Source organism: Suicoccus acidiformans (assembly GCF_003546865.1).
Taxonomy (GTDB): Bacteria; Bacillota; Bacilli; order Lactobacillales; family Aerococcaceae; genus Suicoccus; species Suicoccus acidiformans.
Map to the genome: position 1 here is coordinate 1,498,582 of NZ_CP023434.1, position 16,895 is coordinate 1,515,476.

General features: G+C 42.6%; 17 protein-coding genes and 3 pseudogenes. 7 read left to right on the forward strand and 13 right to left on the reverse strand.

The features are described 5' to 3' along the window. Positions 1 to 64: 64 nt before the first annotated feature. The 3 genes and pseudogenes from CL176_RS07070 to CL176_RS07080 form a co-directional block, all read right to left on the reverse strand. The gene (locus CL176_RS07070) at positions 65 to 1,090 is read right to left on the reverse strand and encodes an alpha/beta fold hydrolase (RefSeq protein WP_118990667.1); all 1,026 of its coding nucleotides are present in this window, start codon (positions 1,088 to 1,090) and stop codon (positions 65 to 67) included. A gap of 98 nt (positions 1,091 to 1,188) precedes the next feature. Further along, positions 1,189 to 1,461: pseudogene (locus CL176_RS07075) on the reverse strand (DNA cytosine methyltransferase); the annotation flags it as partial. Positions 1,462 to 1,791: 330 nt separating this feature from the next. Then, positions 1,792 to 1,956, reverse strand: a pseudogene (locus tag CL176_RS07080) (DNA (cytosine-5-)-methyltransferase); the annotation flags it as partial. Between the two features lie 907 nt (positions 1,957 to 2,863). Here CL176_RS07080 and CL176_RS07090 point away from each other — a divergent pair. From CL176_RS07090 to CL176_RS07100, 3 genes are read left to right on the forward strand one after another with little or no spacing between them, the layout of a single operon-like run. Further along, positions 2,864 to 4,006 (forward strand): ArgE/DapE family deacylase, encoded by a 1,143-nt coding sequence (locus CL176_RS07090; RefSeq protein ID WP_118990669.1) that lies wholly within the window; start codon positions 2,864 to 2,866, stop codon positions 4,004 to 4,006. A gap of 9 nt (positions 4,007 to 4,015) precedes the next feature. Continuing rightward, entirely contained in the window at positions 4,016 to 4,744 is a 729-nt protein-coding gene (locus CL176_RS07095) for a DUF5058 family protein (protein WP_205528102.1), read from the forward strand. Positions 4,745 to 4,753: 9 nt separating this feature from the next. Continuing rightward, complete coding sequence (locus CL176_RS07100) at positions 4,754 to 5,443, forward strand: hypothetical protein (RefSeq protein ID WP_118990670.1); 690 nt, start codon at positions 4,754 to 4,756, stop codon at positions 5,441 to 5,443. 142 nt (positions 5,444 to 5,585) lie between these two features. Here CL176_RS07100 and CL176_RS07105 read toward each other — a convergent pair whose 3' ends face one another. The 4 genes from CL176_RS07105 to CL176_RS12305 all read right to left on the reverse strand — a co-directional run bounded on the left by CL176_RS07105 (position 5,586) and on the right by CL176_RS12305 (position 8,431). Continuing rightward, the gene (locus CL176_RS07105) at positions 5,586 to 5,786 is read right to left on the reverse strand and encodes a hypothetical protein (RefSeq protein ID WP_118990671.1); all 201 of its coding nucleotides are present in this window, start codon (positions 5,784 to 5,786) and stop codon (positions 5,586 to 5,588) included. A gap of 194 nt (positions 5,787 to 5,980) precedes the next feature. Beyond that, the gene (ahpF, locus tag CL176_RS07110) at positions 5,981 to 7,516 is read right to left on the reverse strand and encodes an alkyl hydroperoxide reductase subunit F (RefSeq protein ID WP_118990672.1); all 1,536 of its coding nucleotides are present in this window, start codon (positions 7,514 to 7,516) and stop codon (positions 5,981 to 5,983) included. Beyond that, a complete protein-coding gene (gene ahpC / locus CL176_RS07115; RefSeq protein WP_118990673.1) occupies positions 7,516 to 8,079 on the reverse strand; it encodes an alkyl hydroperoxide reductase subunit C in 564 nt (187 codons plus the stop codon). Before ahpC ends, ahpF begins: the two co-directional genes overlap by 1 nt. A gap of 172 nt (positions 8,080 to 8,251) precedes the next feature. Continuing rightward, complete coding sequence (locus CL176_RS12305; protein WP_162890731.1) at positions 8,252 to 8,431, reverse strand: hypothetical protein; 180 nt, start codon at positions 8,429 to 8,431, stop codon at positions 8,252 to 8,254. Here CL176_RS12305 and CL176_RS07120 point away from each other — a divergent pair. The 4 genes and pseudogenes from CL176_RS07120 to CL176_RS07135 all read left to right on the forward strand — a co-directional run bounded on the left by CL176_RS07120 (position 8,431) and on the right by CL176_RS07135 (position 10,401). Further along, on the forward strand, positions 8,431 to 8,604 hold the full coding sequence (locus CL176_RS07120) for a PTS sugar transporter subunit IIB (RefSeq protein WP_240430408.1): 174 nt from the start codon (positions 8,431 to 8,433) through the stop codon (positions 8,602 to 8,604). The two genes, CL176_RS12305 and CL176_RS07120, sit on opposite strands and share 1 nt — an antisense overlap. A 16-nt stretch (positions 8,605 to 8,620) precedes the next feature. Further along, positions 8,621 to 9,699 (forward strand): annotated as a pseudogene (locus tag CL176_RS13055) (PTS system mannose/fructose/sorbose family transporter subunit IID). Positions 9,700 to 9,902: 203 nt separating this feature from the next. Beyond that, positions 9,903 to 10,025, forward strand: coding sequence for a PTS system mannose/fructose/sorbose family transporter subunit IID (locus tag CL176_RS13060; protein WP_420824189.1), 123 nt, complete (start codon positions 9,903 to 9,905; stop codon positions 10,023 to 10,025). Between the two features lies 1 nt (position 10,026). Continuing rightward, on the forward strand, positions 10,027 to 10,401 hold the full coding sequence (locus CL176_RS07135) for a DUF956 family protein (protein WP_118990675.1): 375 nt from the start codon (positions 10,027 to 10,029) through the stop codon (positions 10,399 to 10,401). A gap of 138 nt (positions 10,402 to 10,539) precedes the next feature. On the opposite strand, the gene CL176_RS07140 is transcribed toward CL176_RS07135, so the two are convergent. The 6 genes from CL176_RS07140 to CL176_RS07165 all read right to left on the reverse strand — a co-directional run bounded on the left by CL176_RS07140 (position 10,540) and on the right by CL176_RS07165 (position 16,770). Then, positions 10,540 to 12,495 carry a fructose-specific PTS transporter subunit EIIC gene (locus CL176_RS07140; protein WP_118990676.1) on the reverse strand — a complete coding sequence of 652 codons (1,956 nt, stop codon included), beginning with the start codon at positions 12,493 to 12,495 and terminating at the stop codon, positions 10,540 to 10,542. 1 nt (position 12,496) lies between these two features. Continuing rightward, positions 12,497 to 14,416 (reverse strand): BglG family transcription antiterminator, encoded by a 1,920-nt coding sequence (locus tag CL176_RS07145; protein ID WP_118990677.1) that lies wholly within the window; start codon positions 14,414 to 14,416, stop codon positions 12,497 to 12,499. 22 nt (positions 14,417 to 14,438) lie between these two features. Next, positions 14,439 to 15,395 (reverse strand): mannose-6-phosphate isomerase, class I, encoded by a 957-nt coding sequence (manA, locus tag CL176_RS07150; protein ID WP_118990678.1) that lies wholly within the window; start codon positions 15,393 to 15,395, stop codon positions 14,439 to 14,441. A gap of 99 nt (positions 15,396 to 15,494) precedes the next feature. Next, a complete protein-coding gene (locus tag CL176_RS07155; protein WP_118990679.1) occupies positions 15,495 to 16,142 on the reverse strand; it encodes an HAD family hydrolase in 648 nt (215 codons plus the stop codon). Between the two features lies 1 nt (position 16,143). Next, positions 16,144 to 16,551 carry an FAD-dependent monooxygenase gene (locus CL176_RS07160; protein ID WP_118990680.1) on the reverse strand — a complete coding sequence of 136 codons (408 nt, stop codon included), beginning with the start codon at positions 16,549 to 16,551 and terminating at the stop codon, positions 16,144 to 16,146. 27 nt (positions 16,552 to 16,578) lie between these two features. Beyond that, positions 16,579 to 16,770, reverse strand: coding sequence for a hypothetical protein (locus CL176_RS07165; protein ID WP_162890884.1), 192 nt, complete (start codon positions 16,768 to 16,770; stop codon positions 16,579 to 16,581). Positions 16,771 to 16,895: the final 125 nt, after the last annotated feature.

A 16,895-nucleotide genomic window follows, 5' to 3' on the forward strand; every position in this document is an offset into this window, starting at 1 on the left:
TAGATCAACAAAAAAAGACGATAGATTTTAATTTTCTACCGTCCTTAAATACCCTAGTAATTTTCTATTTATGATTTTCTTTTAAGAAAGCATCAATAGTTTTTCTTGATTCACTTTCTGCTTTATCATTGCTTTCAGCTGTTCCACCTGTTGCAATTCTAATTTTTCCTGAATTTAAAACACCATTGCCAGCAAATATATGCCCTGCCCCTTTATATGAATAAATCTTTGCCTTAGAGTTTTGTTCTTTTATTTTATTTGCCATAGCAAGGCTATCCCACATCAAATCATCCTCGCCTACAATCATCAATATATTTGCCTTAATATCTTTGACTGGTATTAATTTTTCTTGGCTTGATGAGTCTTCTTTTATTGCACTGTTATAAGTTTCTTTATAGCTAATCGGACTTTCAATAATAGACGGAGCAATAATATTTTTTAAAAATGAGTTAAATGATGATTTTTTAATATCTATATATGGAAGTTCCTTGCCTTTATATGACCATGATGAACCATAGTCATTAAAATCTAAACCAGCAAAATTATAAGATGAAGGTGCCATTAAAATCAGATTATCTATTTCAGGATATTTGCTAGCCAAATTAAGGGCATATTCTGCACCTTTTGACGCTCCAAAAACACTTATCGGTTTATTGTCTTTGATATTTTCATTTATATAATTGATAACGTCTTCAAATTGTTCTAAAGGGATTTTTGTCAGAGTTTGTTCTTGGTTTTTCATACCAAACATAAATAGTGCAAAGGTTTCATATCCCTCTTCAGCCAATCTATTGGCAGTTTCAAAATTTGGACCTCCCTCAGAACCTCCAAAACAAATTACAAGACCCTTATGTGATTTTTCCTTAGGCACAAATCTAAAGCCTTGCATCCTACCCTCATCTACATAATTTACATCAACTCCATCAATATCTGTAGGATATAAACTTATATTAGTAACATCCTTATAATATTCAGGAAATTTAAAAGTATTGATATCTTTATACTTATGGTCATTATATATTCTAAGAATAAAAACTAAAACTACGAAAATAATAACTATTGAAAAGATTCTAAAAAATATTCTCTTCATTTTATTCCCATCCTTTAAAATAGCATACAGATTCTACTAGTATATATAAAATCTATTTGTAGTTATTTTATCATTTTCAGAATATTATTTACACTAATCTACATGAACACTTTAATAATAATCATTAAAACATCAAGCCCAATAGAATTGCTGGCCTGCTTATATAGCTTGCTTGAAGTACAATTTTTTCTTGGATATGCTTCTTCTAGTTTGTTAATATCACTGTCATCAAAACCCATGAGTCTTAAACATTCTCTTTCTGTTAAATGCCTATATTTACCATTTCCAATATCTATTATTCCATAATTGGGTACTCTCATCTGTTTTGTAGAAATAGTATAAGAAAAATCTTTAATCACTTTGAGTCGCCCAGGACTTTGACACTTGTCAGCTTAAAAAATCTCTCTAAACGTTGGTATATAGCACTTATATTATCAAATATTTCGTGCATATTTTTCGTACTATTTTTTCATCAGCTACAAATATGACAAAAACATTGTTATTATCGCATTTTCCTTGTATAAAACCGCTCTATGAATTAGATTGCTTTGACACTTATATTATACTTCATGCTTCAAAAAAAATTAAATATTTTTTGTATTAAAGTACGAATAGTACGCTTTTTTCGTTGGCATAAATTCCTCCGAAATGTTGATTTAAAGAGGTTTTAGATACCCTTTGGCCTTTAGAAGTGTCAAACGCGAGATAGTATAAGAAAAATCTTTAATCACTTTGAGTCGCCCTCTAAAACTGTTATCTATGCCTTTATTGAAAAATTTGAGCATATAAGGTTGGGTTATTGTGTAAAGTTTACTTACATCTTTTTCTAAAAAATCACTTAGTGGCCTTGTTTCTTTCCTCTCTAAATTTACTAAAAGCCTGAATTGTAAAATTAAGCTAGAAAAACAAATAAGACCATTTGTACTACGCTATTTATGAGAGCAATCAAAAATAAAGGAGTAGACACAAAATGGCCTACACACATCTTACCACGAAAGAATTGACTTGGATAGAAAACTATTACGAAATTATCGAAAAAGCATACATAGTCGCTAAAAAGTTAAGAAGATCTGCTCAAACCATCTATAATGTCTATCATTATTTAGACGATGGTAGGACTATCATCAACTATTATGAACGCTACAAAGCTAACAAATCTAAGTGTGTCACCAAGTTCAATCACTCATCATATAGTGTAGAAATTTCTAACTTAAATTGACAATCAAGATATAATAAGAACCTCTCAATGCACCGAGACTGCTGAAAACCCCAAACAAGCGTTCCAATGCACCAAATATCTTTTTCATTCAAATCACTCCTTTAAATTTCTCTTCACTTATAGTTTAACGGAAACGGAAGATTTTAGCGTTTTCCTGCCTGAGTGGGCAGAATTTATCCTTGAATGGTATAGCAGTTGAATCCTCCATTACTGAACCCGTCCAAATTGGCGATTGCCAGCCCAAACGCTTCGACTGAATGCTTATTATTCCTCTTTTTCACCATTGACTAGCTTTATTAATACTAGAAGCCAATCCTGTATTAATAAAATCCCATAGCACTTCCCATAAACAATCCACCACCCCCATACCACAAAGATTCATCCTTCAACAAACTACTGATAAAACTCCGGCACATCAACCAAGTCCCATCCAACGAGCTCCAGTAATGATTAAATCGACACATTTCTTCAATATTAGTAAAAACACATTTTTCCTCACCATATTTTTATGATATACTTATTAAAATTTGTATGGAAATGAGGACAGATTGATTATGAATCAGAACAAAGCAGTCACAACGTTGCAAGACATCATCCGCATTCCGTCTGTGAATGACAGGGAGCATGATGTTGCTCAATATATTCAAGGTCTATTAGCCGAATACGGGATTAATAGCGAACTGGTTGAATACCAACCGGGTCGTTCGAATCTTGTAGCTGAACTCAAAGGTACCGAAGATGGCAAGATACTTGTCTTCTCTGGTCACATGGATGTTGTTGCGGCTGGGGATCCAGTAGATTGGACCTATCCGCCGTTTGACGCGCATATTGAAGATGATCGCATGTATGGTCGCGGTACAACGGATATGAAAGCTGGTGTGATGGCGCTTGTATGGGCGATGATTCGCCTAAAAGAAGACGCTGTTGCGTTTAAAGGAACCCTTCGCCTGGTGCTTACTGTGGGTGAAGAAATTGGTATGTACGGTTCCAAGCAAATGACGGAGTTAGGCTATGTGGATGATGCGGACGCTATTTTGATTGCGGAGCCTTCGGGACCGGATCAAGTTATATACGCCCACCGCGGATCCTTGCAGTACCAAGTCATTGCCAAGGGTAAAGCAGCCCATTCGTCCACACCTGAGAACGGGATTGACGCCTTGCAACTAATTGTTGACTATATTCAAGAATCGAATCGTCGTTTCGCCGAAGCCCTACCGCATAAGGTTAATCCAGACATGGGGGCCAGCTTTAATGTGAACACTGTTATCCAAGGAGGCGACCAGATTAACTCTGTTGCTGGCCAAGTCACCTTATCAGCCAATGCGCGGACTGTACCTGAATTCAGCAATGACGAAATTATCGCCATTATCGAAGACGTTATGGCTGAGTTGAGTAGCGAAACCACAGGGCAACTGGAGCTCAACGTCTTACAGAACAACCCGCCAGCAGCCGGCGGACATGATTCCGCCTTGGTTCAAGCCATCCGCCAAGCAACGGGCAGAGACATCCCGGCAACCGTCTTAGCCGGTGCAACGGATGCATCGAACTTTGGCCGTGTTGAAAAGCCGCATGATTTAGCTATTTTCGGGCCAGGTGTCTTCAACTTAGCCCACGCGCTGGATGAGTATGTTTCTGTCTCTGAGTATTTGGAATTTATTGATATATTCACTGAGTCAGCGAAGGCTTACTTAGTCTAGGAGGTCCCTATGAACGAAGAAATGCATTATTTAGACGTCGCCAATAGTCCCATCATCTTTATTCTCTGTGCCGTGGTGATTCTGGTTGTGGCCGTTCAAGCCATCCTATTCATCCGCAAAGGGCTCAAGCGCGGCCGTGAGTTAGGCATGAGCGAAACCACTCTCAAAAAAGCGATCACCAACTCAGTCATGCTATCGATTGTCCCATCCTTGCCAATTATCGTTATGATGCTGGCCCTGTCCGTGCCACTTGGGAAATACTTCCCTTGGCTCCGCCTATCAATCGTAGGATCGGCCGTTTATGAAGGAACTGCAGCCAACGTTGCCGCCCAAAGTCAAGGCTTGGCAGACATTTCTGATCCTGGCATGACACCGAATGTTTTCGTTGTCGTTATGTTTGTAATGACCATTGGAATCATTTGGGGCATTGTCTTCAATATTCTCTTCATGAACCAACTCGACAAATTCTCACAAAAAGCCAAGCAATCCGGCAGTACTTTTGTGCCTGTCTTCTCAGCGGCCCTATTTACCGCCATGCTGATTACCCTTTCCATGCCTTATGTGGCAAACACCCGCAACTTGGAAAGTATTGTAGCCTTTGTTACAGCTGGATTGACCACTATTTTGTGTAATTATTTAGCCAAACGTTTCAACAAGCCGTTGATTAACGACTTCTCCCTGCCCATCGCTTTAATCGTGGGGATGGCGTCCGTTATCGTCTACGCGCAAATTGTTTAGGAGGTTCTCATGACTAACCACACACATAACGAAGCGTCAGCCCAATACAGCCGCGAAATTAATCGCCTGGGACGCATTACCAGTATTATTGCCCTTATCGCCATGTTCTCAGTTCCCCTCGGCACCGCCTACTACTACGGTATCGGCCTCAACTTAAGTGAAGCACTCGGTGCTGCCTCTGGCCTTATTGCAATCTTCCTGCCAACCGCCGTCGTTGAGAACTTATCCTTCTACAACGTCCTAGGAGCAGGCGGCATGTACTTATCCTCGATTACAGGAAACATCACCAACATGAAGATGCCCGTTACCATCTCCGGCCAGAAAATCGCAGGCGTGGAACCCGGCACTGAGAAAGGCGACGTTATCGCCGTCATCTCCGTTGGCGTCTCCTCCATCGTGACCATTATCATACTCATCCTGGGAATGTTCCTTATCGGAACTTGGCTCGTTCCAATCCTCAACCACCCCGTGTTGAAACCCGGCTTCGACCACATTACCCCAGCTCTATATGGCGCGATTACCGTCCCACAAATCCTCAATAACAAAAAACTATCCGTCACGCCAATCATCTTCACCGCCGTCCTCTTCTTCGTCCTCTCTGCAGAAGGCTACGGCCAATATCAAAGTTACATTCTCATCTCCTGCATGCTTATATCTGTCCTAGCAGCTTACATCATGCACAAGAAAGATCAACTATAAAACTCCAACCCCTCGGAAACCCAGCAACCTGCTGAACTCCGAGGGGTTTATTGTTTATCTGCCTCATAAGGTAATCTTGCCGCTGTTTAAGCAAACGACAAAAGACTTCTGCATTCATCCTACTATCAGTAAATAAAGCTATCTATTCTACTAAATAATCCAGCAAGATCTTAGGATTTTTGAACACTTTACCCTGCCCGCTCAAAGCAGCCTCCCTTGCCAACAAATTTACATCCAGAAAAGAAACATTCCCTTCCTGAACACTCTTCTCCAAAAACAAGCTAATCCCTGTTTCAAAATCCATTCCCAGCTGGTCGAAAAGCCGCCTAGCTTCTCTTTCCAATGTATCATCTATATCGAAGCTTAACTCCGCCTTGCAATCCCCTCCTCTACATCATCATTATATAATGTAACCAGTCCGGCCTCATCTATAAAGCTTCATCTTCTTCACTATCATCCTAACCCACACCCTAAAAAACCCCAGAAATCCAGCACTAAACCAGATTTCTGAGGTTAATCCATCGATAATCTATTCATTTAACCTTGACGCAATAAGTAATCATAAGCTCCCAGCGCAGCGGTAGCCCCTGAACCAGAAGAGATAATAATCTGCTTGAAGACTTGATCTGTACAGTCTCCGGCTGCATAGACACCCTCCAAGCTCGTTGCACCGCGTTCGTCAACAATGATTTCACCGCGGCCATTGCGTTCAATGGTCTCCGGCAACCATTCATTGTTCGGCACTAAGCCAACCAGAATGAACAATCCACCAATATCTAACGTGTGCTCCTCACCACTTTCGCGGTCTTTGTAGACTAATTGCTCTACTTGACCGTCGCCTAAAATGGCTTGCGTATCAGCATTGAGAACGACACGGACATTATCCAGTTCATTCAAGCGATCTTGTAGGACTTGGTCAGCTTTCAAGGTATCCAAGAATTCCAAGACAATGACCTCTTTGGCTAAACCTGCCATATCTAAGGCTGCTTCAATTCCAGAGTTACCGCCACCAATGATAGCCACAACTTTGTCCTTGTATAGGGGACCATCACAGTGGGTACAGTAGGAAATCCCTTTATTCTTGAATTCCTGCTCACCTGGCACATTAATCGCACGCCAACGCGCCCCTGTAGCTAGCACAGCGGTTTTGGCTGTGAGGCTTTGACCGTCTTCCATCGTTAAGGTCAATGCGCTGTCTTCACGTTCAACATTGGCTACACGCTGATGTTCGATAATATCCACCTTGTACGACTCTACATGACGGCGCATATTTGCCATCAATTGTGGTCCTTCGATATATTCAGTACCAATGAAGTTCTCGATACCTAACGTATCCAATACTTGTCCACCAAATTCATCTGCGACTAAGCCAACCTCAATGCCTTTACGGGCCGCATATACCGCCGCAGCTGCACCAGCTGGACCTCCACCGACCACTAAGACATCGAAGGTACCTTTCTCAGATAAGTCGGCTTTAGCGACTTCTTCGCCTAAGTTTTCGAGAATCTTTTCGATAGAAATCCGCCCACTTGCGAATTCTTCATCATTCAAGTAAATCGTTGGTACCGCAAGAATATTACGCGCTTCAACTTCCGAACGGAACATGCCGCCTTCCACCATCGTATGATGAATGTTCGGATTCAACCGCGCCATAATATTTAAGTTCTGCACAACGTCCGGGCAATTCTGACACGTTAAACTCACATAAGTGACGAAATGGAGCTCCTGCTGAATGCCTTGAATTTGTGCTTTCAATTCATCTGAAATCTTCGGTGCCCGACCGCTTACTTGTAGAATCGCCAGTACTAAGGACGAGAACTCATGTCCGAGGGGCAGCCCCGCAAAGACAATACCTGTCTCTTCGTCTGGTGTATCCACTGCAAAGCTTGGTTTCAAGGGAAGTTCTTTCTCAACAACGCTTAATTGGTCGCTCATCTGTGCTACTTCATGGACGAAGTCGGCGACTTTTTGTGAATCTTCGCTGTCGTCGGTTGAAAGACCGAAGACTACGGGGCCTTCGAGTAAGGCAAAGTATTGTTTCAGTTGGGCTTTTAATTCTTGATCTAGTGCCATTAGATCTTACCTACTAAATCAATACCTGGGGTCAAGGTTGCGGCATTTTCTTCCCATTTAGCAGGGCACACTTCATCTGGATGCTCGCGAACATATTGAGCTGCCTTCAATTTCGGAAGCAAGGTTGCTGCGTCACGTCCGATTCCGTCCGCATTAATTTCCACTGTTTGCACCACACCGTCAGGGTCGATGATAAAAGTGCCGCGTTGAGCTAGACCTTCTTCCTCATCGAAGACATCAAACATCCGCGAAATCTTCGCACTTGGGTCACCAATCATGATATATTCAAGCTTATTAATTGCATCAGAGTGATCATGCCAAGCTTTGTGCACGAAATGCGTATCCGTCGACACAGAATAGACCTCTGCCCCTAAATCTTTCAACTCAGCGTAATAGCTTTGGACATCTTCTAATTCTGTCGGACACACAAATGAGAAATCAGCAGGATAAAAGACAAAAATACTCCACTGCCCTTTCAAATCCTCATTTGACACCTCGATAAACTCACCACCGTGATATGCATTGGCCGTAAATTCCTCAACAGCTTTTCCAATCATTGACATACAATGACCTCCTTATTTATAATAATTCTAACCTACAACGCTATCATACCTCACCTATGTTAGAAATGCAAGAGATAGCAGTTTTATTAGGTCAACCTAAATAAATTATAGTATAAAACTCATTTTATGGCTACAAAAAAGCTGCCAGAAGCTAGCTTTTCTTTCGCAGATCTTATGCAAGTTGACTCAGTTGGCTTAAGACTTTATTCACGCGCTGAATTAAGTCAGTTAAAACATCACAGGTTTCCTGGTCACCCATCTGAATGATTTCTGCGAAAGCCAAAGCCTCATCGTACAATGGATTGGAAACCGGATACTGGCGTACAGTTTGATGCGGTAAACCTAGGCTCAATGGCTCATACGGAAGGTAAGACCATGGTTTCACGGGCTATCTCGGTTGACCAAGATGACATTCAGACACTCAAAGGAATTCAAGACCGTGGTGTCAAATTCGATATGCGTAAGGCTTTAGACGACTCGCCAGAAAACCTAGAGCATTTATTGAAGAAAGACAATTTAATTTAACGAAGGAGGTTTAATAATGGCTGATTGGTCCGTAATACAAATTATTTTGATTTTGCTTGTGGGTTTATTTGCTGGCTTTGAAAGTGTGCTAGATGAATTTCAACTTCACCAACCCATTATTACTTGTTCGCTCATTGGACTTATTACAGGAGATTTAGCAACCGGCCTTTATATAGGCGGTAGCTTACAATTGGTATCATTAGATTGGATGAACGTTGGGGCAGCGATGGCACCGGATGTGGCAATCGCAGGTGCCGTAGCCGCAATTCTAACACTAGCTCAAGGGGCTGAAGCGTCAACGGCTATCGCCATTGAGATTTCACTAGCAATCGCAGGCCAAGTGCTCACTATCTTCGGCCGGACACTTGCTGCCAGTTTAGGTCACTTCGCTGATCGCCAAGCAAAGGTGCCCTCGCCGACATCTTTGAAGACTACTAGAAAGGAGCACATCATGACTGAAGTGAACAAAACAGAAGCAAACATGCCAAACGGCAAAGGAATCGAACTCAGCAAGCGAGACCGGATGAATGTTGCATGGCACCGGCAATTTATGAAGGCCAACTGTAACTATGAACGGATGCACAATGTGGGCTTTGCCTTCCAAATGGCACCCGTCATCCGCAAACTATACCAAACAAAAGAAGAACGAAGCGCAGCCTTGAAACGTCATTTGGAATTTGTCAACACTTGTCCTTACATCTACGGTCAATTAACGGAGTTGTTCTAGCCCTCGAAGAAGAAAAAGCCAACGGCACCGATATTTCCGGCGAAACCATTCTAGGGGTTAAAATCGGTATGATGGAACCGCTTGCCGCGGTTGGTGACCCGATTTTCTGGGGAACTTTACGGCCCGTAATTGGTGTCTTCGCTGCCTCCCTCGCCCTTTCCGGCTCAGCCATGGGACCGATTATCTTCTTCCTCGCCTGGCATATTATTCGGATTGCCTTTACTTGGTATGCCCAAGAATTAGGCTACCGATCTGGTGCACAAATTACGAATGACTTAGGTAGCGGTATCTTACAGAAAGTAACAAGCATTGCGTCCATTCTCGGTATGTATATCAGGGGGTTCTCGTACCTCGCTGGACGACCATGAACTTCCCAGTTGTCTTATCAACCATTGAAGCAGGCCCAGAAGCAACCGTTGATTACGCAAGCTTAGCTGAACAAGCTAACAGTAACACCATTACCGTTGATAAGTTGTAAGAGATTACCTTACAAATTCAAGACGACTTAAGCGTCACTGGCATAAACATCCAAACCCCCCAGAATGTCTTGGATCAATTGCTACCCAGTTTAATGCCCCTCCTCTTAACTTTCTTATGTATCTACTTATTACGTAAGAACGTGAGTGCCATTAAGATTATTTTCAAAATATTTATCCTGGGTATCGCCATGTATGCTTTAGGTATTATGGGTTAAGATGACTGAACAACTGAATTCCCAAGTAGAATATATGATCCGTGCCAACTCCTTCTACAATCCTCTCATCCCCAAAGCGGGAATCTTCCTTGTTGGGGACAAAGGGATTGAATTTATGGCGAAATCAGGTACAGGCTTTATCCAAATTCCTTGGACATCCATTGAGCAAGTTCGCGTGCAATTATTCTTCGGCGGCCGCTATGTCAGAGGCTTCTTCATTGATACCGATGAAGATGATTCGCTCGAATTTGTCATCAGTGACGGCAAAGCCTGCCTACGCGCCATGCGTAGGCATTTAGCCCGCGAGAAATTCTCAGCCATTGAAGAAAGTTTCCAACTATTTTTTCGAAAAGGCAATCAAAATAATCCGACTTAATCCTTGCCTTAGCAAGGATTAAGTCGGATTTTTATATGGCGCTATGAATGGCCTTGCGCTTGATCTTGGCACTCATGCACTTAATGCCTCAAGGGCATGCTTTCTTACGCTGGATTTCATAGCTATTTCGCCTGAGGTTTATTTCACTTCTTTGAGAATTTCATAGACCTCTTCTTGGGTACTAGCATTTAATAAGGACGTAGTAAAGTTTTCGTCCATCAATTTTCTAGCAAGTAATTGAAGAATTCTTAGATGCATATCGCCCTTATGTTTCTCAGGCACTAGAATTAAGAAGCTCACATGAACTGGTTGCCCATCTAAACTATCCCACTCAATACCTGTATCTGACTTACCAAAAAGGACCGTCGGTACAATAACTTGATTGGACTTGGCATGCGGAATAGCAATCCCATCCCCCATACCGGTCGAACCTTCGGATTCACGTTTTTTGACTGCTTGAAGGACTTGGTCTCTTTCGCCTAAGCGATTTTCCAAGGCTGGTAGAGCTAAGTATTCTTCAAAAGCAGCGAATTTATCATCGGCTTGTAAATTCATAATGATTAAATCTTCTGTCATTAAATCAGTTAAGGCAACATCTTCTGGTGCTACGTCCGTTTCGTTTACCACGCCAACTGCTTGGACTTCTTCTGTATCATTTGACATATCTTCTGCTAAGGTTTGATCTTCGATTGCTTCAATTTCAAGATCTAAATTAGGCATTAGAATTCCAATTAGCACAACAGAGACGATCACACCTAAGAGAACAGCTAGGAAATACATCATAACATTGTCCACTGCCCCTAACAAGGCAACAATCGGTCCACCATGGGCAACGTGTCCACCGACACCAGAAAGCATGGCGACAATCGAACCGACAATGGCTCCACCCATAATAGCTGGGATAACGCGAGCTGGGTTCTTCGCCGCGAAAGGAATCGCACCTTCAGTAATACCAAAGAAGCCCATAATAACTGCCGCTGTTCCTGCTTGACGATCCGCTTCGGAGAATTTGTTTTTGAAGACATGTGAAGCAATTCCAATAGCAATCGGTGGAATACAGACGGCTACCGCAACAGCTCCCATTACACTGTATACCCCTTCAGAAATTAATCCCGAACCGAAGAGGAAGGCTGTCTTGTTGAAAGGCCCACCCATATCAAATGAAATCATTGCACCTATGATAGTTGCTAGAACAACTGAGTTGGCTCCTTGCATTCCTGCCAGCCATGAAGTGAGGCCTGAGAATAATGCTGCCACCGGTTGGCCGATTAAATAGATGAATAATAAGCCAACAATTAATGAGGATAGAACTGGAATAATGATAATAGGCATAATTGAATTGAGTGCTTTAGGCACTTTAATGCTTTTGATGGCTTTAGCAATGTAACCAGCTAAGAACCCGGCAATAATCCCACCAATGAAACCGGTATTGGCTTCAGAGCCATAGAAGGAACCGTTCGCTGCGATAAAGCCACCTACCATACCTGGCACAAGCCCTGGTCGATCCGCAATCGCATAGGCGATATATCCTGCTAAGATAGGAATCATAAAGCCCATTGCTGCGCCACCAATGGCATTCATATTGCTCCAGAAGGTCCCTTCAGGAATTACAAAGCCAGTGGACGTTGGTTCCCCACCAATCGATAGAGCTACCGCAATGAGTAAACCTCCGGTAACAACAAACGGAACCATATAAGAAACACCGTTCATCAAGGCACGGTAAATCGGATTACCGCCTTCATCACTAGCGGAACTAGTGGCCTGTTTGGCTCCACCAAAAATTTTGCCTTGACCGTCCAGAATACTTTGGATAAGTTCTTGAGGGCGGTCAATCCCATCTCTTACAGGCACCTCAATAATACGCTTGCCTGCGAAGCGACTTTTATCAATGTCCTTATCTGAAGCAATAATGATGCCATCTGCCTGCTGAATATCATCGGCTGTAAAAGGGTTCTCAATCCCAATCGAACCGTGGGTTTCAACTTTGATGTCTATCCCCATCTCTTTGCCGGTTTTTTCTAAATTTTCAGCAGCCATATAAGTATGGGCAACGCCCACTGGACACGCCGTAATGGCTAATACTTTCTGTGTCATATTAATCTCTCCAATCATCTCTCAGGAAGGCGAATAATTGCTCCCTGTCTTTAATTTCATTCAATTTTTCTAAGAAGCTCTGTCTTGAAATGAGCTCATTAAATTCCTTATAGAACCGATCAACTTTGAAGTCATCATACGGATTAAAGGCCATAAAGAAGACAATCTTGATAATTTGGTCGCCCCATTGAATGCCATGAGGGTTATAGTAGACGGCCATCACGGATTTCTCTATATACTCCACTTCACCATGCGGCAAAGCGAAGAAATGGAAAGCTGTTGAAGCAATTTCTTCGCGTTGCAGCGCACTTTCGAGTAAGCCAACCTTCGCATAACCCCTATAAATAAGGTGAGTGACTAAGTTGGTTAATACGGACCTTCGATTATCATTGCGCCGTTCTGAGACGAAAACTAGATCACTCACCAATAATTTCTGCAATTCATTAATCTGTAAGGCCTGCTTTTCGATAAAGTTTGAAAGTAGATAACGATCGTGATTGGTTAACAAAGGGCTCACCGTAATAATATTATCCCGGTCTGATTCAATTGGAATCGTACTAATAATTAATTGATTATCACCATCGATGAGCTCCAACTCTCTGAGACCAACCGTCTCTTTGATTTGGATATACTCCCCAAATTGTTGTTTCAGGCGCTGTTCTAAGAGCCTGACGGTGCCATAGCCACTGGCACAGACGAGAATTACCTCAATCTTTTCCTCATCTTTTCTTTCCAAGAAACTTTGAATATGGATGGCTATGTATGAAATTTCGTCAGAATTAATAATTACCTGCGCTTCTTGCGAAATATCCAGGGCAATTTCAACCGCATTATTAAAGGCAGTGCTATAATCCGCTTTGATTTTTTCTTTATACGGATTTTTGATGGTAATGTTCTGCTTTAATCTCTTGAGGGAAGTATTTAAGTGGACCGCTAAATCCTGCTTCAATATTTCATCTGGCTTTAGAACTTGGAGATGCTTATCAATCGCATTCTGGATGATGTCACTGTATTCTAAGTGCTGAATCATCTCACCATCCCGGTGGCTAGCAGCGTTGTTCGTAAAACCCTCCACATGCATATTCAAGAAGGCAATCTCATGATTAGGAATCGTGACGTTAAATTTACTTTCAAGCATCTTTACCAATTGCTGAGTAAGAAGATTATCAACCACTTGGCTAAATTCCGCTTCTTCTATGTATCGCTCTTTAAGAATCCGATCGATTGCAATGGATATATGGATAATCACCGATTGATATTGGTAATCTGTTACATCCAAATCATTCACATAAACGAACTCATTGATGATTCGCTGCGTTTCGTCAATAAGATACTTATCAACCATCATATCGGTTTGAATATTCAAGGAGATATTTAAGGGCAACTTCTCCGCCGAATGGGTATTGATAATCATGCCCGCCAAGTAATGTTGAAATAAACTAGCCAGAATTTCCCGCTTGGACTCTTCACTCGCTTCCAAGACGAGACCGCGATTGCTACCGATTATTTCCGCCTCATAGTCCTCGATAAATTCCCGGGCTTGGGTCACCGTTTTTTCAACCGTGGAACGGGCCACATGCATTCGCTCTGATAATTCTCCAATCGTAATCGCCTGCTTGGCATTCAGCAGGGTGCCGATAATAAAGGCCACTCGATCCTTCTCATAATTAACCGATAGTTGGTTTAATTTCTGGATAATTAACTTCAGCCGATTGGTGTCCCCGCTTAATTTCAAAGCGTTCCCCTCATTGATTAAAGCAACTTCAAAAGATAATTCCCGAATCAAATTTTCGACTTCTAGTAAATATCTTTGAATCGTCTTCGTCGATACCTTTAAATGCCCAGCTAATTCCTCAATCGATACCGTTGTATTGTTAATTAAAAAGGACAAAATTTGGATAGTATGATGTTCAATTCTCATTATTCTATCCTTCCCACCTTTACTAAAATACAGGCTTTGATATAACTAATTCCATATCACCTGAGAATGTAACGTCTTTAGGCCCATACGGAAGAATGAATGAATCCGCAATCTTTAATGGATAGGTCTCCTGATCTAAAGTCACCTCTCCGGACCCTTTAACAACGGTAGCTAAATAATAATCTTCCTCAAATGCATAAGCCTGTTCAACTGTAACATCTAACTTATACACAACAAAATAATCATTGGCGACTAATTCCGTTAATTCATTAGCCTTGACCTTCAGGTCACGCTTCGTATGCTCACTATCTTGGTGAGGAATTAATGAGACATCAATCGATTGCTGTAAATGCAACTCCCGTTCCTTACCTGAGTCATCCTTCCGATTGTAATCAAACACCCGGTAAGTAGTGTCCGAACTTTGTTGGGTCTCAAGAATCGTAATACCTGCACCAATCGCGTGAATGGTTCCCGCAGGCACATCATAGAATTCACCCGCTTTGACTTCAACCTCTCTAAATAACCCGTCGAAATCACCTTTTTCGACATAAGCCTCAAATTCCTCCTTGGTAGAAGCGTTATGGCCGTAAATAATTTTGGCCCCTTCTTCTGCTGAAAGAATATACCAACACTCCGTCTTGCCTAACTCATTTGGTCCTTCGTGCGCTTGAGCATAAGCATCATCCGGATGCACTTGCACCGATAAATTATCATTCGCATCTAAAATCTTCACCAATAAAGGGAATGGCTCCGGATGATTTGGCCCGAATAGTTGTGGCTCCCGCTCATACAACTCCGCCAAGGTTTGCCCGGCATAAGCCTCAGGACGCTTTACCACTGATGGCCCATTTGGATGCGCACTAATCACCCAAGCTTCCCCGGTCTTATCACTTGGAATATCTAAATGAAACTCCGTACTTAACTTCTTGCCTCCCCAAATTTTCTCTTGCAACACAGGCTCTAAGAAAATTGCTTCCATATTACTACCCCTTTCATTTATTGTCATTTATATCATATTACATTTAATAGATTTGACCACGTTTTCATTGTCTTTTTTTCAGACAAAAAGAAGGTCAACTTAATTCACCCATTTGGCTTTCACTTCGAATAAATCCTTGGCTTGACCGTACAACTCCGCTTCCAGTTCCTCGCTCGGTTGAACCAAATCAGGCACCATCACTACCTTTAAGCCCGCATCGATTGCAGAGCGCACCCCATTGAGTGAATCCTCTAAAACCATCACTTGGCTAGGGTTCAAGTTAAAGTCCGCCAACGCTTTTTGGTAAATATCAGGCGCCGGTTTCGAATGTTCCACCTCGTCCCCACTCATCACCCCTTTGAAGAAATGCCGAATACCATGGTCTTGCAGGTGCTGCTCAATCCTCTCAGCAGTACTCGACGAGACAATGTAAGCCATCATTTCTTTTTGATCTAGGGCTTCAAGCAAAGACTTGGCGCCTTTTTTCATTTCGAGTTCACCTGTTGCAATGAACCGCTCGAAATTCTCGACAAAATCATGCATCACGCTTTCAGCAAGGGAGCGACTGCCATAGTTCTCCTCAATGACCTGCAGCGTATCCGCATCGCTCATGCCGAGAAACATTCGGTAATCGTCCAAGGAAAAATGAACCCCCTGGTCTACAAATGCTTGCTTCATTGCCCGCGCGTACAACTTCTCAGTGTCGAACAATAAACCATCCATATCGAATAAAATCGTTTGAATCATCTTACTCCTCCCGAAATTCCCAAGTAAACCGCTGTCCACCTTGCACTAAAGCCCGAACCTTCACCAAACGTTCAGCCTCATAAGCCAGTAGCTGCCCTAGTACTCCACTCATCGCCAAGTCTCCCGCGGCCAACTTCTCAGCCAGAATCAACACATCCTGCGAGGCTGCATTAAAGCCCATACCCGTCCACGACGTTGCTAAATGCACTGCATCGCCCACCAAGGCCATGCGCCCATTGACTAAGCCCTCCGGTACATACTCCTTGAGGAGAATTCCATTGAAATCACGCCTTTCAAAGGCTAATAACATCGCCGACTGGAAAGGCTCCGGCCAAGGATAGGCATGCGCTCTTTCGATTAGACTTGCAATCTTTGCCTCCGTTAAAGCACTGTCGGCAATCGAATGCATCGCCTTCGTACCCTTTAAGGCACCGATTCATCGGGCAATCGCATTGGAGCGAGCATCATATTGGCCAAACATCACCGTCCGCTCCTCCGGCTTATCACTGCCATCAGGACCCAGCACGACAAAACCAATCAATATCTTGCCTGGACCATCTATAACATATTCATAACCAATTTCCACCTTCAAGCCCTGCGCAGCAGCTGGCAAATCAGCTTCCAGCACCTGGCCGCCCCAATCGAGGTGACCCGCATACGTCGCATCAGGTTTATCTGGATTTGCCAAAGCCCGAACAAGCGACCGATGCCCATCAGCCCAATTAACAAATCCCCGGCAATACGCTCTGTGCC

Excerpts from the sequence above, each read along its gene's own strand:
- CL176_RS07070 (WP_118990667.1), bottom strand. The coding sequence starts at position 1,090 with ATGAAGAGAATATTTTTTAGAATCTTTTCAATAGTTATTATTTTCGTA.
- CL176_RS07090 (WP_118990669.1), top strand. The coding sequence starts at position 2,864 with ATGAATCAGAACAAAGCAGTCACAACGTTGCAAGACATCATCCGCATT.
- CL176_RS07095 (WP_205528102.1), top strand. The coding sequence starts at position 4,016 with ATGAACGAAGAAATGCATTATTTAGACGTCGCCAATAGTCCCATCATC.
- CL176_RS07100 (WP_118990670.1), top strand. The coding sequence starts at position 4,754 with ATGACTAACCACACACATAACGAAGCGTCAGCCCAATACAGCCGCGAA.
- ahpF (WP_118990672.1), bottom strand. The coding sequence starts at position 7,516 with ATGGCACTAGATCAAGAATTAAAAGCCCAACTGAAACAATACTTTGCC.
- ahpC (WP_118990673.1), bottom strand. The coding sequence starts at position 8,079 with ATGTCAATGATTGGAAAAGCTGTTGAGGAATTTACGGCCAATGCATAT.
- CL176_RS07120 (WP_240430408.1), top strand. The coding sequence starts at position 8,431 with ATGGCTCATACGGAAGGTAAGACCATGGTTTCACGGGCTATCTCGGTT.
- CL176_RS13060 (WP_420824189.1), top strand. The coding sequence starts at position 9,903 with ATGCCCCTCCTCTTAACTTTCTTATGTATCTACTTATTACGTAAGAAC.
- CL176_RS07135 (WP_118990675.1), top strand. The coding sequence starts at position 10,027 with ATGACTGAACAACTGAATTCCCAAGTAGAATATATGATCCGTGCCAAC.
- CL176_RS07140 (WP_118990676.1), bottom strand. The coding sequence starts at position 12,495 with ATGACACAGAAAGTATTAGCCATTACGGCGTGTCCAGTGGGCGTTGCC.
- CL176_RS07145 (WP_118990677.1), bottom strand. The coding sequence starts at position 14,416 with ATGAGAATTGAACATCATACTATCCAAATTTTGTCCTTTTTAATTAAC.
- manA (WP_118990678.1), bottom strand. The coding sequence starts at position 15,395 with ATGGAAGCAATTTTCTTAGAGCCTGTGTTGCAAGAGAAAATTTGGGGA.
- CL176_RS07155 (WP_118990679.1), bottom strand. The coding sequence starts at position 16,142 with ATGATTCAAACGATTTTATTCGATATGGATGGTTTATTGTTCGACACT.
- CL176_RS07160 (WP_118990680.1), bottom strand. The coding sequence starts at position 16,551 with ATGCATTCGATTGCCGACAGTGCTTTAACGGAGGCAAAGATTGCAAGT.